The organism is Niallia sp. FSL R7-0271 (assembly GCF_038005785.1).
Classification (GTDB): domain Bacteria; phylum Bacillota; class Bacilli; order Bacillales; family Cytobacillaceae; genus Niallia.
In genome coordinates, this window is sequence record NZ_JBBOTZ010000002.1 from 386,519 (window position 1) to 411,620 (window position 25,102).

20 protein-coding genes and 17 tRNA genes are annotated in these 25,102 nt (G+C 36.2%); 35 read left to right on the top strand and 2 right to left on the bottom strand.

Annotation, left to right across the window (positions count from 1 at the left end; all coding sequences use genetic code 11):
* The first annotated feature begins 106 nt into the window (after positions 1–106).
* The 26 genes from MKX82_RS21905 to MKX82_RS22030 all read left to right on the top strand — a co-directional run bounded on the left by MKX82_RS21905 (position 107) and on the right by MKX82_RS22030 (position 10,610).
* Positions 107–634 (top strand): ECF transporter S component, encoded by a 528-nt coding sequence (locus MKX82_RS21905; protein ID WP_233318035.1) that lies wholly within the window; start codon positions 107–109, stop codon positions 632–634.
* Positions 635–900: 266 nt separating this feature from the next.
* Positions 901–975 (top strand) — tRNA-Glu (locus MKX82_RS21910).
* 6 nt (positions 976–981) lie between these two features.
* Positions 982–1,057: transfer RNA gene (locus MKX82_RS21915), tRNA-Val, on the top strand.
* A 7-nt stretch (positions 1,058–1,064) separates the two neighbouring features.
* A tRNA-Thr gene (locus MKX82_RS21920) sits at positions 1,065–1,140 on the top strand.
* Positions 1,141–1,156: 16 nt separating this feature from the next.
* Positions 1,157–1,232: transfer RNA gene (locus tag MKX82_RS21925), tRNA-Lys, on the top strand.
* 5 nt (positions 1,233–1,237) lie between these two features.
* Positions 1,238–1,322, top strand: a tRNA-Leu gene (locus MKX82_RS21930).
* An 18-nt stretch (positions 1,323–1,340) separates the two neighbouring features.
* A tRNA-Gly gene (locus MKX82_RS21935) sits at positions 1,341–1,415 on the top strand.
* A gap of 15 nt (positions 1,416–1,430) precedes the next feature.
* Positions 1,431–1,519: transfer RNA gene (locus MKX82_RS21940), tRNA-Leu, on the top strand.
* Positions 1,520–1,537: 18 nt separating this feature from the next.
* Positions 1,538–1,614, top strand: a tRNA-Arg gene (locus MKX82_RS21945).
* Between the two features lie 3 nt (positions 1,615–1,617).
* A tRNA-Pro gene (locus MKX82_RS21950) sits at positions 1,618–1,694 on the top strand.
* Positions 1,695–1,713: 19 nt separating this feature from the next.
* Positions 1,714–1,789, top strand: a tRNA-Ala gene (locus MKX82_RS21955).
* A gap of 4 nt (positions 1,790–1,793) precedes the next feature.
* A tRNA-Ser gene (locus MKX82_RS21960) sits at positions 1,794–1,886 on the top strand.
* A gap of 22 nt (positions 1,887–1,908) precedes the next feature.
* A tRNA-Met gene (locus tag MKX82_RS21965) sits at positions 1,909–1,982 on the top strand.
* Between the two features lie 3 nt (positions 1,983–1,985).
* Positions 1,986–2,062, top strand: a tRNA-Asp gene (locus MKX82_RS21970).
* A gap of 3 nt (positions 2,063–2,065) precedes the next feature.
* Positions 2,066–2,139 (top strand) — tRNA-Trp (locus MKX82_RS21975).
* Between the two features lie 80 nt (positions 2,140–2,219).
* Positions 2,220–2,293: transfer RNA gene (locus tag MKX82_RS21980), tRNA-Gly, on the top strand.
* 4 nt (positions 2,294–2,297) lie between these two features.
* A tRNA-Ile gene (locus tag MKX82_RS21985) sits at positions 2,298–2,374 on the top strand.
* Positions 2,375–2,394: 20 nt separating this feature from the next.
* Positions 2,395–2,469 (top strand) — tRNA-Asn (locus MKX82_RS21990).
* A gap of 542 nt (positions 2,470–3,011) precedes the next feature.
* On the top strand, positions 3,012–4,754 hold the full coding sequence (locus MKX82_RS21995; RefSeq protein ID WP_233318032.1) for a sensor histidine kinase: 1,743 nt from the start codon (positions 3,012–3,014) through the stop codon (positions 4,752–4,754).
* A gap of 77 nt (positions 4,755–4,831) precedes the next feature.
* Entirely contained in the window at positions 4,832–5,503 is a 672-nt protein-coding gene (locus tag MKX82_RS22000; RefSeq protein WP_233318029.1) for a response regulator transcription factor, read from the top strand.
* Between the two features lie 17 nt (positions 5,504–5,520).
* Positions 5,521–5,667, top strand: coding sequence for a teichoic acid D-Ala incorporation-associated protein DltX (locus tag MKX82_RS22005; RefSeq protein WP_233318026.1), 147 nt, complete (start codon positions 5,521–5,523; stop codon positions 5,665–5,667).
* Between the two features lie 17 nt (positions 5,668–5,684).
* A complete protein-coding gene (gene dltA, locus MKX82_RS22010; RefSeq protein WP_341080062.1) occupies positions 5,685–7,187 on the top strand; it encodes a D-alanine--poly(phosphoribitol) ligase subunit DltA in 1,503 nt (500 codons plus the stop codon).
* On the top strand, positions 7,184–8,341 hold the full coding sequence (gene dltB, locus MKX82_RS22015) for a D-alanyl-lipoteichoic acid biosynthesis protein DltB (RefSeq protein ID WP_341080065.1): 1,158 nt from the start codon (positions 7,184–7,186) through the stop codon (positions 8,339–8,341). Before dltA ends, dltB begins: the two co-directional genes overlap by 4 nt.
* Positions 8,342–8,355: 14 nt before the next feature.
* Positions 8,356–8,592, top strand: coding sequence for a D-alanine--poly(phosphoribitol) ligase subunit DltC (dltC, locus tag MKX82_RS22020; protein WP_237943517.1), 237 nt, complete (start codon positions 8,356–8,358; stop codon positions 8,590–8,592).
* Entirely contained in the window at positions 8,592–9,752 is a 1,161-nt protein-coding gene (dltD, locus tag MKX82_RS22025) for a D-alanyl-lipoteichoic acid biosynthesis protein DltD (RefSeq protein ID WP_341080067.1), read from the top strand. Before dltC ends, dltD begins: the two co-directional genes overlap by 1 nt.
* Before the next feature lie 486 nt (positions 9,753–10,238).
* Positions 10,239–10,610 carry a DUF5412 family protein gene (locus MKX82_RS22030; protein ID WP_341080069.1) on the top strand — a complete coding sequence of 124 codons (372 nt, stop codon included), beginning with the start codon at positions 10,239–10,241 and terminating at the stop codon, positions 10,608–10,610.
* Positions 10,611–11,352: 742 nt separating this feature from the next.
* Here MKX82_RS22030 and MKX82_RS22035 read toward each other — a convergent pair.
* Positions 11,353–11,826: a hypothetical protein gene (locus tag MKX82_RS22035; RefSeq protein WP_341080070.1), complete on the bottom strand. Its 474-nt coding sequence runs from the start codon at positions 11,824–11,826 to the stop codon at positions 11,353–11,355.
* A 274-nt stretch (positions 11,827–12,100) separates the two neighbouring features.
* Entirely contained in the window at positions 12,101–13,465 is a 1,365-nt protein-coding gene (locus tag MKX82_RS22040) for a TrkH family potassium uptake protein (RefSeq protein ID WP_341080072.1), read from the bottom strand.
* 252 nt (positions 13,466–13,717) lie between these two features.
* Between MKX82_RS22040 and MKX82_RS22045 the strand changes: the two genes are divergently transcribed.
* The 9 genes from MKX82_RS22045 (at position 13,718) to MKX82_RS22085 (ending at position 25,031) form a co-directional block, all read left to right on the top strand.
* Positions 13,718–15,541, top strand: a complete 1,824-nt coding sequence (locus tag MKX82_RS22045) for an APC family permease (RefSeq protein WP_341080074.1) — start codon at positions 13,718–13,720, stop codon at positions 15,539–15,541.
* A 108-nt stretch (positions 15,542–15,649) separates the two neighbouring features.
* Positions 15,650–16,831: a Ger(x)C family spore germination protein gene (locus MKX82_RS22050; protein ID WP_341080075.1), complete on the top strand. Its 1,182-nt coding sequence runs from the start codon at positions 15,650–15,652 to the stop codon at positions 16,829–16,831.
* A gap of 1,159 nt (positions 16,832–17,990) precedes the next feature.
* Complete coding sequence (locus MKX82_RS22055; protein WP_341080077.1) at positions 17,991–18,251, top strand: hypothetical protein; 261 nt, start codon at positions 17,991–17,993, stop codon at positions 18,249–18,251.
* 234 nt (positions 18,252–18,485) lie between these two features.
* Positions 18,486–18,959, top strand: a complete 474-nt coding sequence (locus MKX82_RS22060; RefSeq protein ID WP_341080078.1) for a hypothetical protein — start codon at positions 18,486–18,488, stop codon at positions 18,957–18,959.
* Between the two features lie 870 nt (positions 18,960–19,829).
* On the top strand, positions 19,830–21,029 hold the full coding sequence (locus tag MKX82_RS22065) for a MerR family transcriptional regulator (protein ID WP_341080080.1): 1,200 nt from the start codon (positions 19,830–19,832) through the stop codon (positions 21,027–21,029).
* A gap of 2 nt (positions 21,030–21,031) precedes the next feature.
* On the top strand, positions 21,032–22,048 hold the full coding sequence (nudK, locus tag MKX82_RS22070) for a GDP-mannose pyrophosphatase NudK (RefSeq protein ID WP_341080082.1): 1,017 nt from the start codon (positions 21,032–21,034) through the stop codon (positions 22,046–22,048).
* Between the two features lie 153 nt (positions 22,049–22,201).
* On the top strand, positions 22,202–22,645 hold the full coding sequence (locus tag MKX82_RS22075) for a DinB family protein (RefSeq protein ID WP_341080083.1): 444 nt from the start codon (positions 22,202–22,204) through the stop codon (positions 22,643–22,645).
* Positions 22,646–22,997: 352 nt separating this feature from the next.
* The gene (locus MKX82_RS22080) at positions 22,998–24,434 is read left to right on the top strand and encodes an MDR family MFS transporter (RefSeq protein WP_341081590.1); all 1,437 of its coding nucleotides are present in this window, start codon (positions 22,998–23,000) and stop codon (positions 24,432–24,434) included.
* A gap of 162 nt (positions 24,435–24,596) precedes the next feature.
* On the top strand, positions 24,597–25,031 hold the full coding sequence (locus tag MKX82_RS22085) for a MarR family winged helix-turn-helix transcriptional regulator (protein ID WP_341080084.1): 435 nt from the start codon (positions 24,597–24,599) through the stop codon (positions 25,029–25,031).
* Positions 25,032–25,102 lie beyond the last annotated feature (71 nt).

The following is a 25,102-nucleotide window of genomic DNA, read 5'->3' on the forward strand; positions in this document are numbered from 1 at the left end:
TAAAAAAGTGGCACTTTTTATATTGTCAGATTTCATTATACTAGTAATCATTAAAGAAGTGGAGATTCTTTTGAACACACACTCCGAAATAACGAGGGGGATTTACATGTTTACGACAGAACATAATAAAACGAGAACTCTGGTTCTTAATGCACTTTTTATTACCTTAACTTTCCTAGCTACTATGTTTATCAACATTAGGCTGCCACTGATGGGTAACGGGGGCCTCATTCATTTAGGTAACGTGCCGCTTTTGATTGCTGCCTTTGTATTTGGTAAAAAATCAGGCGCAATAGTGGGAGCCTTCGGAATGGCTCTGTTCGATATTGTTTCAGGCTGGACATTATGGGCTCCGTTTACATTTGTTATCGTTGGTGCAATGGGATATGTAGCTGGCCTTATTGCTGAAAAGATGCCTGGCAAAAAGGTATACGTACACGTACTGGCAGTGGCTGTTGCCCTGATTATCAAAGTTGTCGGCTACTATTTTACAGAAGTTATCCTTTATAGCAACTGGATTCAGCCGTTCGGCTCTATCCCAGGTAACATCATGCAGCTCGTTATTGCCGGTATCATCGTCGTGCCTCTAGCAAATGGGTTTAAGCAAAGAATTGGGCGTTCTAAATCAATCTAGTTTTGATGACCGGCTCTGTCCGGTCTTTTTGTTCGAATACTTTTGTAGCGTGAAGTTTTTAATGAAGCGGGAGTTACCTTAATATCAGTAAAAGTGGTGGCTAAGATCCAATTTAAAATGTCTAATCCACATGGAGGGTTAGCCACTTATATAAATTTATTTAAAAAAATATAAAAAATATGTTGACGAATATAATATAGTTTTTATATAATAACTTTTGTCGCCAAATAAGAAGTTTAATTGGCTACTAGAATTAATGGTAAACTGGCCCATTGGTCAAGCGGTTAAGACACCGCCCTTTCACGGCGGTAACACGGGTTCGAATCCCGTATGGGTCACCAATATTCGGAGGATTAGCTCAGCTGGGAGAGCATCTGCCTTACAAGCAGAGGGTCGGCGGTTCGATCCCGTCATCCTCCACCATATAAATGCCGATGTAGCTCAATTGGTAGAGCAACTGACTTGTAATCAGTAGGTTGGGGGTTCAAGTCCTCTCGTCGGCACCATCTTTTAAAATGAGATGAGTCATTAGCTCAGTTGGTAGAGCATCTGACTTTTAATCAGAGGGTCGCAGGTTCGAATCCTGCATGACTCACCATTTACGCGGGTGTGGCGGAATTGGCAGACGCACTAGACTTAGGATCTAGCGCCGCAAGGCGTGGGGGTTCGACTCCCTTCACCCGCACCATTTAATTTCATACTCTAAGCGGAAGTAGTTCAGTGGTAGAACACCACCTTGCCAAGGTGGGGGTCGCGAGTTCGAACCTCGTCTTCCGCTCCAATTTTTAAAAACAATGCCGGGGTGGCGGAACTGGCAGACGCACAGGACTTAAAATCCTGCGGTAGGTGACTACCGTACCGGTTCGATTCCGGTCCTCGGCACCATTGTTTTTCGAAAATTTAGCGCCCGTAGCTCAATTGGATAGAGCGTCTGACTACGGATCAGAAGGTTATGGGTTCGACTCCTTTCGGGCGCGCCATATCGGGAAGTAGCTCAGCTTGGTAGAGCACTTGGTTTGGGACCAAGGGGTCGCAGGTTCGAATCCTGTCTTCCCGACCATTAATATCCCAAAAATAACGGGGCCTTAGCTCAGCTGGGAGAGCGCCTGCCTTGCACGCAGGAGGTCAGCGGTTCGATCCCGCTAGGCTCCACCAATACGGAGGAATACCCAAGTCCGGCTGAAGGGATCGGTCTTGAAAACCGACAGGCGGGTCAAACCGCGCAGGGGTTCGAATCCCCTTTCCTCCTCCATTAGTTAAATAAATAATATTATCGCGGGGTGGAGCAGTCTGGTAGCTCGTCGGGCTCATAACCCGAAGGTCGCAGGTTCAAATCCTGTCCCCGCAATCTGGTCCGGTAGTTCAGTTGGTTAGAATGCCTGCCTGTCACGCAGGAGGTCGCGGGTTCGAGTCCCGTCCGGACCGCCATTTAGGAGTATAGTTTAAAGGTAGAACAGAGGTCTCCAAAACCTCCGGTGTGGGTTCAATTCCTACTACTCCTGCCAATAATAATATTATGGCAGGTGCTTAACAGTTCGAATGAACCAGTTTAGCCACATCTTAAATCTTTTTTACAACCTATTATGCGGGTGTAGTTTAATGGTAAAACCTCAGCCTTCCAAGCTGATGTCGTGAGTTCGATTCTCATCACCCGCTCCAATATGGGCCTATAGCTCAGCTGGTTAGAGCGCACGCCTGATAAGCGTGAGGTCGATGGTTCGAGTCCATTTAGGCCCACCATATAATACATACTTTTTTGTTCCGCAGTAGCTCAGTGGTAGAGCAATCGGCTGTTAACCGATCGGTCGTAGGTTCGAGTCCTACCTGCGGAGCCATTTTTTTATCTATTTAAAATACTGAATATTCAAACATATTAATATGTACCTATAGTTGTTTTGATAGAACTACGGATTTTTAAGTCAATATAAGTGTTTAAATCCATTAATCGTTATTTGTTAGGCTTATGTCTAGTTAGCTAAACCGAAAATATTCCTTTAATAATATAATAGAGAGGTTTAGTGAGCATTAATCGATGAAAAGATTAATGCTCCTTTTATTGTGGAATTAACTGAAGCATCTAGTAGAAGAAATGTGAAAAAGGTTAACTTTGTGTAAGGACATTAATCAGTGCAGGCAGGCATCTAATTACTAGATGTTTTTTTATTTTAAATAAGTAGTTGATGTTAACAAGGCTGTCTAAATCATACATCTATTTTGCCAATGATACCTTCATTTCTGATGGAAATGCTCAAGTAAAAAAAGGTTCCACAACATCAAAAAGATGGTTACTATATGAAGTGGTGTTTGTGGACACACAAAAAACATACGAATAGCTTAAGTTATTAATAAACAGTCGTATGAAATAAAGGAGTAGAACATGAGAAAACGCGGTATTACCGTTAAATTATTTGCTGTAACAGCTTTATTCTTTTTGGTGTTTTACGCCATGATTATGATATTTCAATTGTCATTATTTGATCGTTTCTATCAGCATCATAAAACGAAAGAAGCAGCAAATCGCATACATCAATTAGCAGAAGGTTATGAGGAAAACTCCTGGAGCGAAGCGGAACTGACAAAACAGACTTTATCTTACATGAGGAAGTCCAAAAGTCCGTTGACGATTGTGGACGAAGAAGGTTTTCAGTTAGTTCAGGATCCGTTTAATATTATGCTGGAAACAGGAGATGGAAATGTAGTAGAAGTATCGCTGTCCTTACTAGTCTCGTCTTACGGACAACAGTTACAAGCATTGAATATCAAAGAGGGAGATACATTGATTGTTCGAGGAGAACCAGATGCTAAGGTTCCTACGGTCATTTATCCATCTGTTATTACAAAGAATTCGTCAAGTGCAGGGGAAGATCCAATCGAGAATGAAGTGGCTATTGAAGGAAAGGTAAAAAGCATTTCGCTGCCTAAGGGTGGAATGATTAATAGAGGACTAGGAATACTCTATGATGCGTTGTTGGAATGGTTCCCGCTTGAGGAGGAACAGTTAAAGCAGCTTACTGAAGGGGAAAGTCTGCAGTTGGATTGGGTGGAATCATGGAGTGGAAAACATAATTTAGTACTAATTGAGCCAATTAAGAAAGATGGAGAAATGCAATTTATGTTCTCTGTCACATCTATTCAGGAAATTAAAGATACCAATGAAGCACTTCGAATATTTTATATATATATCGGCATTATTGGCTTTATTCTCATCATTTTGTTGTCGCTATTCTATTCCCGTCTTGTCAGCAGACCATTGATTAAATTGAATGAAATGGCAAAAAAAATGGTGCATCTAGACTTCTCATCGGCGAAGCCGATTAAGCAGAAGGATGAGCTTGGGAGCCTTTCAAACAATATGCTTGTTATGGCACAGAATTTAGATGTTGCATTAAATGACTTGAAACAAGCTAATGGAAAGCTAAAGCGTGATATGGAAAGACGTGTGCAGATGGAAAAGGAGCAGCGCGAGTTCTTCGAGCATGCGTCCCATGAACTGAAGACGCCGCTCAGCATTGTCAAAAGCTTCGCTGAGGGGCTGCAGGATGGTGTTAGTCCGGATAAGCATGACCACTATGTAGAAGTGATCATTGAGGAGTCAGAAAAGATGGAAGTGCTTATTAAAGATATGCTCGATTTGGCTAAGTTGGAGAACGGTGCGATTAAACTAAGAAAAACATCTTTTTTGCTTAGTGAAATGATTGAGGTATTGGCCTCTAAATTATTCTGTATTGCGCAAGAGAAAAATGTTGTCATTGAAATCATGCCGAAGAATGAACAGCATATTTTGGCGGATTATGAGTGGATGGAACGAGTAATGCAAAATCTTCTTATTAATGCGGTTCGGCACAGTGAGCCTAATTCTGTTATTGTGATTCGAATTGAATTGGATCAGGAAAATGGCGGTTGTGTGTTCAAAATTGAGAATAAAGGCCAGCAAATACCAAGTGAGCATCTGGATAATATTTGGAAAAGGTTCTATAGGACTGAATCTTCGCGAAGCCGAATGACAGGTGGTACAGGCTTAGGGTTGGCGATTGTCCAGCAAATACTTAACTTGCATGGATTTCATTATGGTGCGGAAAACATGCCAGACGGTGTACGTTTCTATGTTCATTTCAAATAATGGTAATAATTTCTTATTAGGACACATGAAAGACATATAACCTTGTTAATATCTATAAATTGGAAGGAAGATTCACGATGGGGAAGAAAGTATTGCTTGTCGAGGATGAAGTGAGAATTCGAGAAGTTGTAGCTGATTATTTCAAAAAGGACGGTTGGGAAGTGTATGAAACGGATAATGGCAGCAGTGCGATAGATTGGTTTGATGCCATTTATCCGGATTTAGTCATTCTCGATATCATGATGCCGCAAATGGATGGATTTGCTGTCACCAAGCAGGTACGAATGAGTTCTGGTGTACCGATTATTCTGCTGACAGCGAAATCCAGTGACGATGATAAAATTCATGGTTTTGAACTTGGGGCCGATGATTATGTTACGAAGCCATTCAGCCCAAAAGTATTAGTAGCACGTGCTAATTCTTTAATGAAACGGGCAAACGAACATTACTTGCCGACTGGTCATATGCTAAGCTTCGGTGAAGCAATCGTTAATACGAAGTCCCATCAGCTTCAGCTCGGGGGCCAACAGGTCGAATTGACGCCAAAAGAATATGAATTATTGGTGTTCTTGCTTCAGCATAAAAATAATGTCCTTTCACGGGAAACAATTTTGAATCACGTATGGGGATTTGACTTCGATGGTGATAGTCGAGTTGTGGATACACATATAAAAAAGCTAAGAGCTAAATTAAGCTTTGAATCACATCATATCCGGACTGTTATTGGAACCGGCTATAAATTTGAATAAAAGAAAGGAGAGAGAAGATGAATAAGCTTAAACAGCTGTATATGCACACTGGCGTCCGGTTTGCTTTACATACTTGTTTTTATTTGGCTATCCTCGTTACCTTATTTTTGATGTACGGCTTCCATACGGCCAATACTGGCAACTATATTTATAATGATTTCTAAATGGAGAAGATAATAAAATGAAACTTTTAACTCGTATTGCACAGCATGCGGAAAGAAAACCGGAGCATATTGCATATCGTACAGAGGATCAGGTGCTGACCTATGGAATGCTTTGGGACAAATCGAGGAGACTAGCAAGCTTATTACATGCCATTCAGCTCGAGCGGCAGACGCCAATTGTTGTGTATGGACATATGGCAACTGATATGCCGGTAGCGTTCCTTTCCTGTGTGCAGGCTGGATACCCTTATATACCGGTAGATACATCCATTCCAATGGAACGGGTGCGTCTTATCGTCGAAAAATCTGGTGCTGGATTAGTAATTAATACAACAGATAGCAAGCTGGATTTTGATAGTGTTGCAGTTTTACATATGCTAAACCTGGAATTGGAACAAGAAGAGCTTATTGGCGATGAGTACTGGGTCCATCTTGAAGAAGTTTTTTACACCATTTATACTTCCGGCAGTACAGGAAATCCGAAAGGTGTTCAAATAACTGCAGCAAATCTGCAATCTTTTACCGATTGGATGACAGGTGACTTTCCATTAGATGAAGGAAAAGTATTCTTGAATCAGGCGCCTTTTTCATTCGATTTGTCTGTGATGGACTTTTATCCAGCGTTACAGAGCGGAGGCTCCATTCATGCGCTAGAGAAAGATGTAAGCAATAAGCCGAAGCTTTTGTTTGAGAACTTGAGCCGCTCTGCCTTGCAAGTGTGGACATCGACACCATCCTTCGTGCAAATGTGTTTTCCAAATCCAGATTTTAATGACAAGATGCTTCCAGAGCTTGAAGTATTTCTTTTCTGTGGAGAAGTACTGCCGCTAGCTGTGGCCAAGGAGCTGAAAGCACGTTTCCCAAAAGCAAGGATTTTTAATACCTATGGGCCAACAGAAGCAACAGTGGCTGTGACGTCTATCGAGATTACAGAAGAATTGCTTGCGAAAGAGAAGGCTCTGCCAGTTGGCTACCCAAAATCTGATATGCGTATTTTCGTTGTGGATGAATTGGATAATCCGTTGCCAGAAGGGGAAAAAGGGGAGCTTATTCTTGCTGGGCCAAGTGTGTCAAAAGGCTATCTAGGTGAGCCGCTACTGACAGAAAATGCATTCGGCATGATTAACGGAATGAATGCCTATCGTACCGGAGATGCCGGCATTATTCAAGACGGGTTGGTGTACTGCCAAGGCAGAATGGATTTTCAGATCAAGCTTCATGGCTACCGGATGGAGCTGGAAGAGATTGAGTTCCACCTTAATCTGTCTGATTTTATTAAGGCTGCGATTATTATTCCTTATGCACCAAACGAAGAAATTGAATACTTGATTGCGGCAGTTGTGCCGGCGGACCATGATTTTGATAAGGAATACAAACTGACAGCTGCAATTCGCAAAGATCTTGCTCTGCGCTTGCCAGCATATATGATTCCGCGTAAGTTCTCGTATCATACTTCTATTCCAATGACGATAAATGGAAAAGCAGACCGCAAGAAAATGAAGGAAGAGGTATTCGCATGACCCCGTATAGCTCGTTCCTTTTCTTTATTATTCTAGGTATCTTGCTTCTGCCGACAATGATACTCGGCATAATGGGCAAGCGCCTGCGTTATTATAATGTTTTTGTCTCAATTGTTGTATTGGCTATTATATTTTCAGGAGGGAACGCGGGCTTTTTCTCATTAGTAGTCTTCACCATCCTTCAAGTTATATTGGTCAAAGGCTATATTTCGTATCGACAGACAAAGAATAGCAGCCTCGTATTCTATGTAATAAGTTTTCTATCCATCCTGCCATTAATTTTATCCAAGATTTTACCGATTTTGGCAGTGGATAATTGGGCTAGTTTTCTAGGTATCTCTTATCTGACATTCCGAGCTGTCCAAATTATTATTGAAACAAGAGATGGTTTGATTAAGCAGCAGCTCTCGATTTTTAAGCTTGTTAATTTTATGCTGTTTTACCCGACAATTTCCTCGGGTCCTATTGACCGCTTCCGCAGATTCCAGAAGGATGAAGAAAAGCGCTGGAAACCGGAGGAGTACAAAGAGCTGCTATATAAAGGGATCAACAAAATCTTCCTTGGGTTTTTGTATAAATTTATAATCGGCTATTGCATTAATACGTACTTCATTATGAATCTAGATTATATTGCAGATGGTAAGTTTTCATATCACCTGTTGTACATGTACAGCTATAGCTTGTACCTATTCTTCGACTTTGCCGGCTATACGGCATTTGCAGTCGGAGTCAGTTATATAATGGGTATCCGGTCACCGGAGAACTTTAATAAACCATTTATCAGCCGCAACATCAAGGATTTCTGGAACCGATGGCATATGTCACTGTCGTTCTGGTTCCGTGATTATGTGTTCATGCGCTTTGTCTTCCTCATAAGGAAGAAAAAATGGATACAAAACAAAATGCTCGTTTCGAATTTAGGTTATATCCTGCTGTTCCTGCTGATGGGAGCATGGCATGGATTAGAAATTCAGTACATCATTTATGGAGCATATCATGCCATGATGATGACCGGATTTAATTTCTTCGAGACTTGGAATAAAAAACATAAACGCTGGCCAACAGGAAAAGCAATGACAATGGTGTCTATCATCATCACTTTCCATGTCGTTTGCTTCGGTTTTTATCTGTTTTCCGGCAAACCATTTCAATAAAAGGGGATATATAAATGAATTTTAAAGAAGAAGTACTACAAGTTATTGCAGAAGTTTGTCAAGATGATGTTGTGAAAGAAGAGCTTGATTTGGATTTATTCGATTCAGGACTAATTGATTCTTTTGGAACAGTAGAATTACTAGTTAAATTCCAGGATCAGCTTGATATTAATGTACCAATTACGGAGTTCGACCGAGATACATGGAATACACCAAATGCTATCGTTGACCGTCTGAATGAGTTGAAATAATGAAGAAAAAGTATTTGTTTGGACCAATCATTCTTGCATTGGTCCTGTTTGCCGGGGTTGTATTCGTACCCGTATCATGGCTGGCTAAGTTAGTTCCTGCTGATCGCTTGGAGGAATCGGCTATCAGTCTGGAGCCAAATATGTTTCAAGGAACCTATTTACAAAGTGAAATGCTCAAACATTCAAAGTATGTTCCGATTTATGGTTCTTCAGAATTATCGCGCTGGGATCCATTCCATCCATCAAATTATTTTGAAACGAACGCAGCTCCCTTCACACCTTATTTAGTAGGAAAAGGCGGAATGACCTCTATTATTCACGACTTAAACTTTGCAACCCATGCCGCTCGATTGAAGAACAAGCAAATGGTCATCATCGTATCACCGCAATGGTTTGTAAAGCATGGTACAGACGAGCAGCATTTTGCACCAAACTATTCCTCTCTGCAAGCATACGAGCTTCCTTTCAATAAGGAAGTGGACGAGCAGGTGAAACGAAAATTGATGCAACGCCTGATGACGTATAATGCAGTCAAGAATGATACCATTCTTTATCAGCTTTATGACGCTTATCTGAATGATAAAAAGATTAAGTTTAATATTTTATCAGTTCCTGCAAAGACCTATCTTTCCGTACTGAAGAAAAAGGATTTGTACTTCACACTTCTGAATGATTCAACCACTAATAGGCATCAATCAGCTGAAGTTAAGGATAAGACATGGGAAGAATTGCAAACACAAGCTGATTCTTATGGAGAAGAACGAACACAGCAGTCCGAATTTTATATTGATGACAAAGTATATAATCATAAGAAGCACTCCATCAAGGAAATGAAAGGAAAGAATAAAGGCCGTTCCTATGCAGAATCACCAGAATACGATGATTTCCAGCTGATGCTTGATATACTCAAGCAATCTGGCGCCGAACCGCTTTTTGTCATTATCCCGGTTAATGGCGCTTACTATGATTACACAGGCTTTCCCGAAAAAGGCCGGCAAGACTATTACACTCGTATAAAGACACAAATAAATGATAGCGGATTTACTTACGCCGATTACTCTGACTATGAATACGAGCCTTATTTTATGCGTGACACAATTCATATCGGCTGGAAAGGCTGGGTATATTTAGATGAGGATATGCAGAAATTCCTTGAATAGCAGGAAGGGACGATTCACCTAATGGTGAGTCGTTTTTTTTTGCTATGAACAGTCTCGATTTTGCTAATAAGTAAAATTTACTACCAATAAATATTAAAAAATATCATAAGAAAATTATTCACAGAATTATCACTTTACTCACAAAAACATCCCATTATTGATATTCCATTATATTCTATTATTTCGTATTATATTCTTAAAGCTGCCAAGTGGTAGATTTTTTATTTATAGTTAATAAAATGTCGGCATATCTTATTAAATGAAGATAAACTTTCTTGTGTCGCAAACAGGGCAGTTTTGTTTAAGTACATTTATTCACAATGTCACCTAAAATAACTGCTTATAATTTATGTACCAACCATCTTATCGAGTTAGAAAATGGTATTAAAATAAGATCGGTAGTGCTATTTATTTAGAAAAGATAGGCTTTTTTAAAGCAAGGGAAAAGGTCATTAATGATGTTTTACTATAATTAGGAGGATACTATTGAAAAAGAGAAAATTAATTATAAGTTTACTGCTTTCCATAATACTTATAATAATACTGCTAGCTTACGGCATTTACCGGTGGTCCGTTAATATGAATAATCTACCTAAGGGAGACTTTCTATCAGAGGTTGAATCTCCTAATGGGGAATATACTATAAAAGCTTATCTTTCAAGTGGGGGAGCTACTACAGGTTATGCAGTAAGAGGGGAATTAATCTTTAATAAAGAGGATAAAAAGACTAAAAATATTTATTGGGATTACCCACAGGATAAAGCAATAATAGAATGGAAAGATAACAAAACAGTTATTATAAATAATCATAAATTAGATATACTTAGGGATACTTACCATTTTAGACAAATAGATTAAGTCTAACTCTTTAATACGAGAGAACGTTTTATTAATCATAAATAGTTTTGTACCCATTAGCAGCCATTAATTAGGCTGCTATTTTTGGTAAAAAAACATGATAGTCTTCCATGATAAAAGAAAAGAGTATTGCTTATGTAACAATCATGGCAGTTTTGTTTAAGTACATTTATTCACACAATGATGATTGAAGCAAAATCTAATAATGCCTTAAGACTCTTTGTAACCTTATAAAATAAGTTTTGTTATATATGCACATAATATAGTCGAGCATTTAATTGTGCTTGCTGACAAAGAAGAGTCTAACGTATGTTAGACTCTTCTATTTTGTGTATTAGCATAATTTATAATTGCTCTGATAAATATAACTAATTCTATATGAATGAGGTTTTTTGGCGTAATTTGGAAATTAATTTTCTGTTTTGAGAAATGATTACACTGCTATAAATAGTAGTTGCAACAATACTTAAAATAGAAAAGAGTACCATAATCATAAATTGTTCATTAGAACGCATGGGAATACCTCCATAAGGATTTCTATACTTTAGTTTATAAATCTAAGGGGATTTTATACACTGTTAGAAATAAGATAAAAAACGATTTGCACCTATTTATGAAGCTCACCTGGCAGGTTAAGTTAACAAGATTTGAATCCTTTGTATAGATGAGGCAATAAAAGAACCCTGGTTTGAACAACAATTAAACTAGGGTTCTTTGGTATAGTATATATAAATAAATATTCTCATTTACTTTCATTATTATTCCTTCTTGAAGGTTCAACAAATAATGATTGATACAAGTAGTTAAGTATTGCTACTGCAATGCTTAGTAAGAAAAGTTGCTTTCGGCTCATTCTTACCAATTTATATACTCCAAGCTTCTCTGCTAATGTAGTTAACGGATAAGCAAATAAATAATCAGCAAAAACGTTAGTAATTAAATATATCCAAAATCTTTTATAGGTTAATTTGAAAATCCAAAAGTTTAGAATCGTAAAAGGTCCAAAAACAAAAGAGACATCTGTTGCTAATTTTGGAAATATAGGTTTTCTTACTTTCCACCATTTTAAATTTTGGGAAAGCTCACTTATTAGTGCAATAACCAAGTCACTAAAAATAATAGTGGGCAGGAAGCGAAGTAAGGAGTTTTTTCCAAGATATCTTATAGATAACCAAGGTAATACCAATAATAAATACATTTTCCATTTCCCTTTCATATAAAACCTCCGAAAATATACTAGCTACATTATAAACAATGGTATTCTCACCTAAAATTACTCCTTATATTCAAGTTGTTATTACTATTGTAAAAGCCGTTGTTATTTTACTTGATAATGCTTGTTATTGAACTATCATGGCAGCATTCCTGTAAATAGACGAACATGAACTTATGAAGGAAAAATGGCAGATTTATTTAAGTACAGTTTTTCACAAAATATAATAATCCTCCTTAGGAGGAGGATTATTATAAGAGTTATATAGTATGAAATTTTAACCAATCATAATTTTTTCTTCTGCGTATTTATAAGGTAATTTGTTATGTTTTTTGGCTAATGCAAAGGCTATTGTCAATGGTCCAACTCGTCCTATAAACATTAGAAGGGAAATAACAATTTTGCCAACTGGACTTAAATCAGGGGTTATTCCTAATGACATGCCTACCGTAGCAAAAGCCGAAATAACTTCAAATAAAATTGCGTTTAGTGGTGCATCTTCTGTAATCGTTAAAATAAACGAAATAAATGTAACAATACCTATAGAATATACTGTTATGGCAAATGCTCTATATACTAAATCTTTGGGAATACGTCTTTCCATTATGTTTATATCATCATTTCCTCGGATTAAGTTCCAGACGGCGAGAAGAATTATGATAAATGTTGTCACTTTAATTCCTCCAGCAGTTCCACCAGAACCTCCACCAATAAACATTAAAATCATCGTAACAAATTGAGTGCTCAGTGTTAATTCAGGCATATTTAAACTGTTGAATCCGGCAGTTCTTGGGACTACTGCATGAAAATAAGCTCCTAAAATTTTATCTTTTAGAGATAAGGGACCCAATGTCCCAGGATTTTTGAATTCTAATACAAATATAAGAATAGTGGGAAGAACGATAAGGAAAGCTGTGATCCATAAGACTAATTTTGAATGTAAAGAGAGCTTTCCTGAAAACCTATTTTTCCAAATATCTAATATAACCGTGTAACCAAGTCCTCCAATGAGTAATAAAGAAGTTAGAATAAAAACTACAGTAAAGTCTCCAGCATAGCCAGTGATACTACGATAATCTCCCATTATATCAAACCCTGCGTTATTAAATGCCGAAATAGAGTGAAATATACCATAATAGATAGAAGTTGGGAAACCAAAGTCAGGAGACCAACGAATAGCCAAAAACATAGCACCAATTGCCTCGAATAGTAAGGTAAAAAGGAGGATGAATTTTACTAGTCGTACCATACCTTCTAGTGAAAGCTGATTTAACGATTCTTGAATTATCAATCTTCCTTTTAATCCAATGTTTTTACCAAGGAATATGGCAATGACAACACCGATTGTCATAAATCCCAAACCACCAGTTTGGATTAGGAATAAAAGTACACATTGACCAAAGACTGTAAAGGTAGTACCGGTATCTACTACAACTAACCCAGTAACACAAACAGCAGAAGTTGCTTCAAATATAGCATCGATAAAGGAAAGTTCATGACCATCATTTGTTGAAATTGGTAACATAAGTAGAAGCGTACCAATAAAAATGAGTATTAGAAAACCAATCGATAGTATTTGAGCAGGATTAAATTTAAGTAACTTTCCAATACCAATACGGTCAGCTATATTATTTCTTCTCACAATATCCTCCAACTTTATACAAGAATAAATGAAGTTTACACCGTATTGTTAAAAACTTCAAATATTCATAAGGGAATCTTTTATTAGCTTTTGATTTTCAAAAATAGCAGGTATTTAAAAACAATACTATATAAATAAAAATGTTTATTTACAGCATGATAAATGCAGTAGTATGATATATGAGTTTCGTTGCGAGTTTATTTATTTGTTTAGGGGAACATAAAAAGTGAATACATACTATAGAGGTGTAACATGATTTCGTTAAAGAGATTATTAATTGGAAGACCGTTAAAATCGAATGCATTAGGAGAACAAAGAATCAATAAAAAAAAGGCATTAGCCATCCTCTCATCCGATGCTTTATCTTCCGTGGCTTATGGACCGGAACAGATATTATTAGTATTAGTAACGTTAGGTACGGCAGCCTATTGGTATTCTTTGCCCATTGCTGTGGGAGTACTAGTTTTACTAACTGCTTTAATATTATCTTACCGTCAAATCATTTTTGCTTATCCACATGGTGGAGGGGCATACGTAGTATCAAAAAATAATTTAGGTACTAATGTAGGATTGGTTGCTGGTAGTTCTTTGTTAGTAGATTATATTTTAACAGTTGCTGTAAGTGTCTCGGCTGGAACAGATGCTATTACTTCAGCTTTTCCAGGGCTGCACTCATACAACATCTTAATTTCTGTATTTTTTGTGATAGTTTTAACGATATTAAACTTGAGGGGTGTCACTGAATCTGCTTCTGTTTTAGCGTATCCTGTTTACTTATTTGTTTTAGCTCTATTCATTATGATTGGGGTAGGATTATTTAATGTTGTTACTGGAAAAGTGCCAGAGCAATTACATTCTCCAATTGGTACTCCTATTCAAGGCGTAACTTTATTCCTGCTCCTAAGAGCATTTGCTTCTGGTAGTTCGGCGTTAACAGGGGTAGAAGCAATTTCGAACGCCATACCTAATTTTAAAGAACCGGCACCTAATAATGCTGCTAAAACTTTAATAGCGATGGGTGTTTTACTAGCCATTTTATTTACTGGAATTGTTTCTCTAGCTTATTTCTATGGCGTTTCTCCACGTGAAGATGTAACAGTGGTCTCCCAAATTGCCGAAGAAATATTCGGTAGAAACGGAATGTATTATTTTGTTCAAGGGACAACGGCACTAATTCTTATTTTAGCAGCTAATACAGGGTATACGGCATTCCCGTTATTAGCAGTGAACTTAGCAAAAGATAAGTTTATTCCAAGGATGTTTACCATTAGAGGAGATCGTTTAGGTTATTCAAATGGTATTTTGTTTTTAGCTTTCTTTTCCATTATCCTGATTATTGTATTTGAAGGAAAAACAGAGTCCCTCATTCCTTTGTATGCGGTAGGAGTATTTATTCCATTTACGTTATCTCAAACAGGGATGGTACTTAAATGGTTGCGAGAAAAGCCAGAAGGTTGGAAAGGAAAACTTATTATTAATACCCTTGGTGCTATTATTTGCTTAATAGTGACCATGATGTTTTTCCTTACAAAGTTCTCTCAAGTTTGGCCAGTATTGATATTCGTTCCGGTTATTGTGTATTTGTTTTATAAGATAAAAAAACACTATGATTCTGTAGGAGAACAATTGCGAATTACTGACTTAGCTGAAGTGGAAGAAATATCAGGTAATGTTATTGTTGTACCTGTTGCAGGCATTACTCGTGTTGTGAATAATTCACTTGCCTATGCAAAATCTTTGAATCCTGATAAATTAATTGCTGTTTATGTTGCATTTAGCCGGGAGGATGAGAGAAGATTTGAAGAGAAGTGGAATGAATGGCAACCCGATGTTCGCCTTGTTACCTTACATTCCCAATATCGAAGTATTATCCAGCCTTTAACTAAATTTATAGATACGGTGGAACATAAGGCAGGAGAGTCAGATTATCGGGTAACAGTAGTTATACCGCAGTTTGTACTACGAAAAGGATGGCATAATATTTTGCATAACCAGTCTAGCTTATTAATTAGAACCTTTTTACTTTACAAAAGAAATGTCATCGTTTCTACAGTACCTTATCACTTTAAAGAATAACATAGAATAAAAAAAGATACCTAAAGGTATCTTTTTTTATTCTAAGCAGGATATTATAACCAAACTTACTGCAAAATAACTATATACTTATTATGAGGTGTTATAGATATGAAATTGTTAAAAGGTTTATCATGTCTATTCTTGCTTATTTTTTTGACTGGGTGTTGGGATCGAAGAGAATTAGGAGACGTTTCTATTGTTACGGGAATGGCTGTAGATAAAGGAGAAACGTTTAAGTATAAATTAACTATTGAAACTACGGAAGCAAGAGAAATGAGTTACCAAACAGCAGCAGGTTTAGCCCCATCAACTGTTTCTTCGTTAGAAGGTAATAATATTGGAGAACTGACTTCTAAATTTAATATTATGAATGCTACCCATCCTGTTTATTCCCATACAAGAGTGTTAGTTATTAGTGAGGAAATAGTGGAGGATGGATTGTTAGAGTTCATGGATTTTTTCGATCGTAACAGAGAAATAAGAGATGATTTTGCCATTGTAGTTGCAAGAGGTTCCGATGCTGGTGATATCCTGAAAGTAAACAATATGTACAAAAAAAGTCCTTCACTAAAACTCTTTACTCAATTAAATACGATGCAAAAAGAGTGGGGAGGAGCTCCAGATATTAGGTTAAATGATTATACTCGTATTTACATCTCATATGGCCAAGCACCAGTACTGCCTGCTATAAAGTTAGTGGGTGATCCAAAAAAAGGTGGAAATATTGAAAATTTGAAAAGTGAGGATCCAGAAAGTGAAATAGACCTTCATTCCATGGCGGTTCTTAAACTTGGGAAACTTGCAGGATATGCCTCAATGAATGAAGTTCGCGATATGCTTTTCGTACAAAATAAAATTAAAAGCACAGAAATAACTTCTAATTGTACCAAAGGAAAATTTGGATATAGTATTACTAATTCAAAAACAAAAGTTACTGCCAAAGAGTTAAATGGAATTCCCCATTTTTATATTAAAATTAAAACGGAAGGTACTTTAGATGGAACGGAATGTGTTCAAGATTTCAAGAATCCTTATGCATTTGAGGGATTAGAGGAATCTATTAATAAAAAGATGGAAACAGAAATAAAAGAATTTTTTCATAAAACAAAAGAGGAATTTAATGCAGATGTTTTTGGATTAGGAGAACTGCTGAGAGAACAAGATTATAAGCATTTTAAGAAATACAAGGACACATGGGATGATGGTTATGCTAAAGCACAAATACATATTACTTTTAATTCAGAAATCAAAAGAAGTGGATTAAGGAAAGATCGTTATATAATGAAATAAAAATATTAACATAAAAAGGTTAACAATAAATAGAACTAAATTTAAGTGGTTAAAATATATTCACAGTCTATACTTTCTGGAAAAAATGGGATTTTTCTTTTGGTCCAGATAGGAGTACAAACAAACAACAAAATGCGTTGAAAAACTAGGCATATTTGCGTAAAGAGCATGCTTCAAAATAAAAATTACCATGGATTGGACAAGTGCCGTATCTATAATGGACAAGGGATAATATTATATATTAGGTGAATAACCGAAACCATCTTACTTATAAAAACCTCCTTAAAGGTGTACCGTGGTCCTGGTGCACCTGTATTTATTATTTAATCCTTAGGTAAGAGTGTCCATATATATCGTTTCTAAGTGGATTTATTAAACCAAACAAAGAGTGCGTAATGCACTCATAATGATCTATGCTGGAGGTTTGGTACAGATAAATGACTTAATAACATCCTATGCGGCATGTCCTTATTTTGACACATAAATAGATGAATTTAAAATTAGCAATGTCTCTTATTAAACATATTATATAATGATTCCATCACTCAATTGTATTCGGAGACAACCTTGGTGGGGTTGTCTCCTATATAAGTAAAAGAGGTATACCCAGTAACTAAGAGTTAGGAGAAGCTTGACCAGACTTTTACGAAGTTTTTTAGAACAAGTATCGAAAGCAAAACTTATTGAATAATATATTGAGACTATTTAGTCTTAAGCTTTCCTTTTAATGAAGAATCAAATTTGAACTCTATAGATGCCAGTAGAGTTCTTTTTTTGACTTCTCCTAAGAGCAAAAGAAGGTGTACCTTTTGGCACACCTTACCCTATAAGGGGTTTGGAGAAAATTGAAAAAATGACTTGTGACTTCCACATCACACTATAGTCTATTCACTTATGTAATTTTTTTGAACGGCACTTGTCCAAATGGCAGTATTTTTGTGAGTTAGTCTGTGAGAAAGATAGGTGCTTTCTGTAATAAACAAAGACAATCCTGAATGCGTCACTAACTGGACAGTTTCATGAAAGACAGAATTGCAAAAAACTTGGAGGGATTTTGTAAATAATCAAAGAGATTGTCTACTTGATTTCTTTATCTGGAAAATTTTATTTGTCTTATTAGTTCCTTTCCTTGATAATTAATAGGAAATGGAGATGTAATATGGGAAAAGAAATTAAAATTAATATTAAGTTTTTTGATTTAGACCTAAATAAAGAAATTTATTTTACAGAAGAAATACTTTTGGCTGCTAATCCCCTATTAACTCCACAATTAATAATTAAAGATGGAACTAATTTGAATGGGTTACTATTAACCTTCAAAAGTGTAGTAAAAAGCATAGTTGGAATAAAGGTTGAATTTGAAGATACATTCTCTAGAGAAGAACGAACTATTACTATTAAGATAAAAAAAGTGCCATAATCTGAAAATATTTAAAGGAAAGTGCTCATAATTTTCAAAGGTGATGTAGAAAAATCAGCTCTACAGAATTTAAATTGTCCAGTAACATAAAAATTTATTCATAATATTTACTAATGAGTTTTCCTTATGATATGTCGTTATTTGACGAGCAATAATGTTTGTCCATTTATTTCCTTTCTCTAATAATTAAGGGGAGGGGAGGTAAAGGAGATAAATACTAAAATTCATATAGAAATGTTGTGTAAGGATATATTAAAAAAACATAATCTGGACAATATTATTTTAGAGGAATTTAATGATCCAACTTATGTTATGTCTTATAACCATCGTGATAAAACAATTAGATTTAACAGGGATACTTTATTCAAGGATTATAAGAATACGAGTTACGGATTAAGTTTCGATGAATACATAGTTATTATTATGTATCATGAAATAGGTCATGCGTTAGATGGCAGTATGGACTTAATAATGCAAAGAATTTCTGTACACGAAGAAACTATTATTAATAACTTCGGATCAGAAAATGATTATGGTTATCAAAGGCAGCAAATAATTGATGACTATATGACATTAGAAATAAATGCTTGGAAGATTGCAGAAGCTCTAATAGCTGAAGTTTATTTAATGACTGAGTTTCATAATATAAAGAATGATTCACTTGAAGAATCTGAAAAGTTTATAAGAGATAAAATAGGGCGTTTGTAATGACGCCTTTTTATTTTGGAGAAAGGAAGGTTATTAACATTCATTGTTCCGACTTTCCAACAGCAAGGACTAAACCAAAATGAAAGGGTGAAGAATATGTCTTTGAGAAACCAAGTATTACAGTTTAGACCAGATAACTAGTTATAGAATAGTGAACTAAGTTTAGATGTTGAATACTATCAGCATTGGCAGTATTAAATGAAAAATTTGGCAGTTAGTGAAAGAAGGATTAAGTAAAACCATCAATGCTAACTATTGATGGTTTTACTTAATCCTATAGATGAGTAATTTTTGTTTAACTAAAAAAATAGAGTTTGTATCAGGATCTATAATTTCTAATAATCCATTTTCATGATTAAAGAAACAAAAGTGTATTTTACTGTTGTATATAACTTTTTGACCGAACGAGATAATACTAATATGGTCTAAATACTTGGCTGTTGACATGACAATATTTTCTTAGCCCCCTTCACTGTATAAAGGGAAGGTGACTAAGAAAAGTCTAATAGAACCCAATATAATATGTGATGTATAGAAACCGTAACATAGTACTTGCCTATAAGTAAATCCCGTTTTACTTATCAAATGATAGAAATTAAACTGAAAAATAGTCTCACATTTAGAATTTTTTTTTATGTTACTAAAATGGCAGGATAGTGAAAGAAGGGGTTATTGGAAATAGTGAAGAATTACATATCTTTAATAAGCTTTTTGGAGGGGGTTATTTGCGTGGTCGATCACAACCACGTAAGTACCGGGCTGGTATATCGAATGATTAATTTTTGCTTGAAGGTGACGTTACGTTACCTTGTACAATGAAATTTGTAGACTGTATGGAAGAAAATTTGGAATGAGAAAGGAGGGAAGGTTTTGACAAAAAAAATAGATTATTTGACGACCGGACAGCTTGCTAAAAGTACTGGGATAACAGTTAGGACATTACGATATTATGATCAAATTGGTCTATTAATTCCCCAAGACTATGGTACAGGTTCAACTCGTTTGTATACAAAGGACGACATAATACGGCTTCAGCGGATTCAAGTACTGAAGTATTTAGGTCTGTCTCTTCAAGAAATTCAGGATATTTTGAATACGGATACTCAATCTAAAGGAGAGATTAGACACTCTTTACAAGCGCAGCTTGATGTTATTTACCAGAAAATCGCTCATATGGTACACGTTGTTCGAGCAATTCAAAAAATAATGGAGCTCACGACAAATGGAACCCATGAGTTTGATATAGATCAATTGGTAGATGTTATTCAAACCATACAGATGGAGCAGAACTGGGGGGAACAGTACCGTACTGCGTCCCTACTTCAATCGAGGATAAACCTGTACGATAAGTTCAGTACCAATCCACTTGGTTGGCATCGTTGGGTCTTTAATCAGTTGAAGGTATGCAACAACGATGCCCATGTTCTCGAATTAGGCTGTGGAGATGGTACCTTTTGGGTAAGAAATGCTGAAGTACTTCCAAGCAATTGGCGCATCACGCTTACTGATATTTCGATAGGGATGGTGGAAGAAGCACGTTGTAACTTGGCTGGTAGAGAAGCCCAGTTTAAATTTTTGGCTGTTGATACGCAGCAAATCCCTTTTCATGACGGACAGTTTGATTTGGTCATCGCGAACAATATGCTCTATCACGTACCTGATATGCCAAGGGCGCTCCAAGAGATGAATCGTGTATTAAAACCAGGCGGTGTGGTGTGTCTCTCTACTATGAGCACGCGGCATCTTCAAGAGATAGACCATTTAGCTGCGGGATTCGATTCCAAATTACGCGTTCTGGACGACGTCATTTATCGATTTCACCTTGATAACGGAGAAAGATTGTTGTCGGACTACTTCAAAGATATCCAACTACTCCAATATGAAGATCGCCTACTGGTCACCGAAGCTGAAACTCTCATTAACTATATGATATCGACACCTATGATCATCCGTGAAAAGCTTTCTGGAGATAAGATTGACGAATTCCGAACTTATATCAACCAAGCTCTTAAGCAGAGCGGAGTAATGGAAATGACAAAAGAGAATGGGATTTTTCTAGGGAGGAAATGACGATGACAATGGAAAACGAAAACGAAAACCCAAGAGTAAGAAATATAAACGAAGAACTTTTATCGAATAATTGGTACTTACTCAAAAAGGTTACGTTTGAATATAAAAAGGACAACGGACAATGGGAGACACAATCCCGTGAAGTTTATGACCGTGGGAACGGTGCTACGATCTTGCTGTATAATCGGCAAAAACAAACTGTGGTACTGACTAAACAGTTTCGAATGCCTACTTATCAAAATGGCAATGAGTCGGGAATGCTTATTGAAACCTGTGCAGGTCTTCTTGATAAAGAAACACCAGAAGAAAGTATTTTGAGAGAGACTAGGGAAGAAACGGGATACCAAGTCAACCGTGTTCAAAAGGTTGGCGAAGCTTATATGTCACCTGGATCCGTGACAGAACTTCTGTACTTTTATGTGGCTGAGTATACTGAGGATCTGCTAGTGGGAAAGGGTGGAGGTTTAGAAGAGGAGCAGGAAAACATCGAAGTGATAGAACTGCCGTTTCAAAAAGCTCTCGACATGATTCAAACCGGTGAAATCAGGGACGGCAAAACGATCATACTGCTTCAGTACGTGCAAATCCATGGACTACTTAAGGTAAAGAAAAAGACTCAGAAACCTATGCATATCCTTGTTGCAGGTCCTTACCGTTCTGGTACAAATGACGACCCTAAGTTAATTGAGCAGAATGTCCAATTTATGAATGAAATTAGTCTTCAAGTTTACGAACTAGGACACTTGCCAGTCCTTGGGGAATGGTATGCATTACCTCTTATCGCGACAGCCGGATCAACGAATATTGGGGATGAAATTTTTAATCGAATTTTCCATCCTTCTTCTGTCCGCTTACTTGATCACTGTAACGCAGTACTACGGGTTGGAGGAGCATCGCAAGGAGCTGATGAAATGGTAAAGGTAGCAAGGGAGAAGGGCCTTCAAGTTTATGAACGAATTGAGGATATTCCACTAGTAGTAAAGACAATGGATAAGAAGAGCAACCAAGTGTGTATTTGAAATTAAGTTGAACCGTTTTAAAAAAGAGAGAGCTTCTCAAAAAACTGAACAGGCAAGAAAATACTGTAACTATATTGGCATTTTAGTTAAGATGGAGTATTAATGGATAAGAAGAATATTGATTTTTAGATACATGTTAAAGGGGTGTTGAGAGTGGAGGATATAATTAATGAAATAAACCACTGGATACAAGCATTACCAAAGAAATACAACTCTATGTCAGATATAGAAATATCAAATCGTCCATTACCAAATAAATGGTCTAAAAAAGAGATATTAGGACATCTTTGTGACTCTGCAATAAATAATATTCAGAGGTTTGTAGAAATTCAATATACGGAGCAACCTTATGTCATCCAATCGTATAATCAAGAACAATGGGTCGTAGTTCAGAATTATCAAGAAAGACCACTTGATGAAATACTGACTCTTTTTCAAGACCTCAATAAGCAAGTGATTAATATCATTAAGAATATTCCTTCCGAGAAATTAACCTATCTTTGTAATATTGGGAATACTCAAAAAACATTAAAATGGCTTATACAGGACTACCTTAACCATATGGAGCATCATATTAACAAGCAAATCTTAATTTAATTGAGTTAACGGGGCATTACTGAAGCATCAGTAATGCTTTTTTCTACTTTAAGTAACAGGCCAGCATTGCTGTAATAGCTGAAAAAACAGCTTATGGAAGAAACATGGCAGGTTTGTTTAAGTACACTTATTCACAAAGACGAAGTACTTGATGGCTTAGAACAAGCTTTTTGAATCAACTTGTTATTTTATGCTTATGTAAAAAGGTCAGCCTATAAAGCTAGACAAAAACCACAAAGTGTTTGCATATGCACATATCATGCGGTATTATAATTTATGTGCATATGCACATTATTTTGATATTTATGTGCGTACGCACATAATAATTTGTTAGGGGGAATAAGTTTTGGAAATCGTCAATGGTAAGAATAAAGTGAAGAGTGAAGTGAAAACTTTACCTATATTATTTTCATTATTAGCGGCAGCCTTTATTGGTATGTTTAGCGAAATGTCTCTTAATGTTGCGTTAAGTAGCTTAATGGAGGAATTAAATATAACTGCTTCCACTGTCCAATGGTTAACTACAGGCTACATGTTAGTTATTAGTATTCTAGTACCCATTTCTGCATTGTTAATACAATGGTTTACTACAAGACAATTGTTTTTAACATCCATGATCTTATTTACATTTGGCACTATAATTGCAGCGATTTCACCAACTTTTACAATATTACTCATAGGGAGATTAATACAAGCTGCTGGTACAGGACTGTTAATCCCCTTAATGTTTAATACTGTCTTAACAATTACTCCACCTCAAAAAAGAGGTTCTATTATGGGAATTGTCGGACTTACTATCATGTTTGCCCCAGCAATTGGACCAACATTGTCAGGATTGATAATACAAAACTTGCATTGGCATTGGTTATTTTGGGTTCTTTTACCATTTCTGCTTATTATCATAGGTATAGGTTATGTTAATATCCAAAATATATCAGAAATATCAAAACCAAAGATTGATTTAATATCTATTATCTTGTCTACGATTGCATTTGGTGGTTTAGTTTATGGACTTAGTAGTGCAGGAGAAGGAGAGGGTGGTTGGTCATCACCAGCAACAATTTATTCCCTTATTATGGGAATTATAGCCCTGATTTTGTTCATATTACGACAGTTTATGATGAAACAGCCTTTGGTAAACTTAAGAGCATTTAAATATCCAATGTTCAGTTTAGGCGTAGTGTTGGTAATGATTTCAATGATGGTACCATTCGCTTTTTTAATACTCATGCCAATGTATCTTCAAAATTCACTTGGTTTAACGGTTTTTGTCTCAGGATTAGTACTATTACCTGGTGGAACTGTAAATGGATTTATGTCACCAGTGACAGGTTATTTTTTTGATAAATTTGGACCAAAACCTTTAGTTATTCCAGGATTACTTATAGGAGCTGTTGCATTATGGTTTTTTACAGATCTGACCACTTCAACAACAATAATAACTGTTATAATAATCCATTGTGTCTTAATGTTCGGTATGTCTATGGTAATGATGCCAGCTCAAACAAATGGGCTAAACCAGTTGCCGCGGGAACTTTATCCACATGGTACAGCAATTATGAACACTCTTCAACAGCTTGCAGGTGCAATGGGAACAGCATTATGTGTAACCATTATGTCTGCAGGACAAGAAAACTATATGAAAGACTTAGATCATCCACTTGGTGCTAATGATATAAAAGAAGCATTGACAGCGGGTATACAGAATGGTTTTATGTTTGGTCTAATACTTGCCATTATCGGTTTTGTCTTTGCTATCTTCATTAGAAAATCACATCATTCTCAATAAATTTACACAATATGTTTAGGTAGGAATTTCGATTTCCTGCCTTTTTTCATAATAATATTTATCTAATAATGAAATATATTTATTTGCTAATTGTTTTGAAAATCAATAATATAAACAGTTGTATATGCACATTATTTCAACTTAGTGAAAGGATGCTTATTTATGAAGAATTATAGATTTGAGGAATCTTTAGGACATAAGATTGAAATTTGTTCACGACTAATGAGTGCCCAGTTAAATCAAAGATTTAAGAATTCAAATTATCCCGTTACTTCTGAACAGTGGGGGGTAATAAATGTTCTTCTTGATAAAGATGGTATTTCTCAAAACCAACTTGCTAACGAGTTGCAAAAAAATCATACTTCCATTTCAAGGTTGATTGATAACTTAATTAAAAAGGGATTAATTAGACGAATCAATGATCCAAATGATGGACGTACAAATTTAATATGTTTAACTAAAAAGGGAAGAGAATTACAATTAGGTGTTAAGCAACAAGTACAAAATCATTTGGAAAATGTACTTGATGGAATTGAAACAAATGATATTATTATTTGCACAAAAGTCCTCGACAATATTATTAGTAATTTGAAATGACTTATAATTTTTATCATGTTTAAACGATAAACAAGGAGACTAGTTTGGAAACTTGCTCCTTGTTTTACAAA

What these genes read in the sequence shown, in the direction of transcription:
- MKX82_RS22085 (WP_341080084.1), top strand. Translation starts at nt 24,597, where the DNA reads ATGAAGAATTATAGATTTGAGGAATCTTTAGGACATAAGATTGAAATT.
- dltD (WP_341080067.1), top strand. Translation starts at nt 8,592, where the DNA reads ATGAAGAAAAAGTATTTGTTTGGACCAATCATTCTTGCATTGGTCCTG.
- MKX82_RS22055 (WP_341080077.1), top strand. Translation starts at nt 17,991, where the DNA reads ATGGGAAAAGAAATTAAAATTAATATTAAGTTTTTTGATTTAGACCTA.
- nudK (WP_341080082.1), top strand. Translation starts at nt 21,032, where the DNA reads ATGACAATGGAAAACGAAAACGAAAACCCAAGAGTAAGAAATATAAAC.
- MKX82_RS22000 (WP_233318029.1), top strand. Translation starts at nt 4,832, where the DNA reads ATGGGGAAGAAAGTATTGCTTGTCGAGGATGAAGTGAGAATTCGAGAA.
- MKX82_RS21995 (WP_233318032.1), top strand. Translation starts at nt 3,012, where the DNA reads ATGAGAAAACGCGGTATTACCGTTAAATTATTTGCTGTAACAGCTTTA.
- MKX82_RS22060 (WP_341080078.1), top strand. Translation starts at nt 18,486, where the DNA reads ATGTTGTGTAAGGATATATTAAAAAAACATAATCTGGACAATATTATT.
- dltA (WP_341080062.1), top strand. Translation starts at nt 5,685, where the DNA reads ATGAAACTTTTAACTCGTATTGCACAGCATGCGGAAAGAAAACCGGAG.
- MKX82_RS21905 (WP_233318035.1), top strand. Translation starts at nt 107, where the DNA reads ATGTTTACGACAGAACATAATAAAACGAGAACTCTGGTTCTTAATGCA.
- dltC (WP_237943517.1), top strand. Translation starts at nt 8,356, where the DNA reads ATGAATTTTAAAGAAGAAGTACTACAAGTTATTGCAGAAGTTTGTCAA.
- MKX82_RS22050 (WP_341080075.1), top strand. Translation starts at nt 15,650, where the DNA reads ATGAAATTGTTAAAAGGTTTATCATGTCTATTCTTGCTTATTTTTTTG.
- MKX82_RS22035 (WP_341080070.1), bottom strand. Translation starts at nt 11,826, where the DNA reads ATGAAAGGGAAATGGAAAATGTATTTATTATTGGTATTACCTTGGTTA.
- MKX82_RS22005 (WP_233318026.1), top strand. Translation starts at nt 5,521, where the DNA reads ATGAATAAGCTTAAACAGCTGTATATGCACACTGGCGTCCGGTTTGCT.
- MKX82_RS22045 (WP_341080074.1), top strand. Translation starts at nt 13,718, where the DNA reads ATGATTTCGTTAAAGAGATTATTAATTGGAAGACCGTTAAAATCGAAT.
- dltB (WP_341080065.1), top strand. Translation starts at nt 7,184, where the DNA reads ATGACCCCGTATAGCTCGTTCCTTTTCTTTATTATTCTAGGTATCTTG.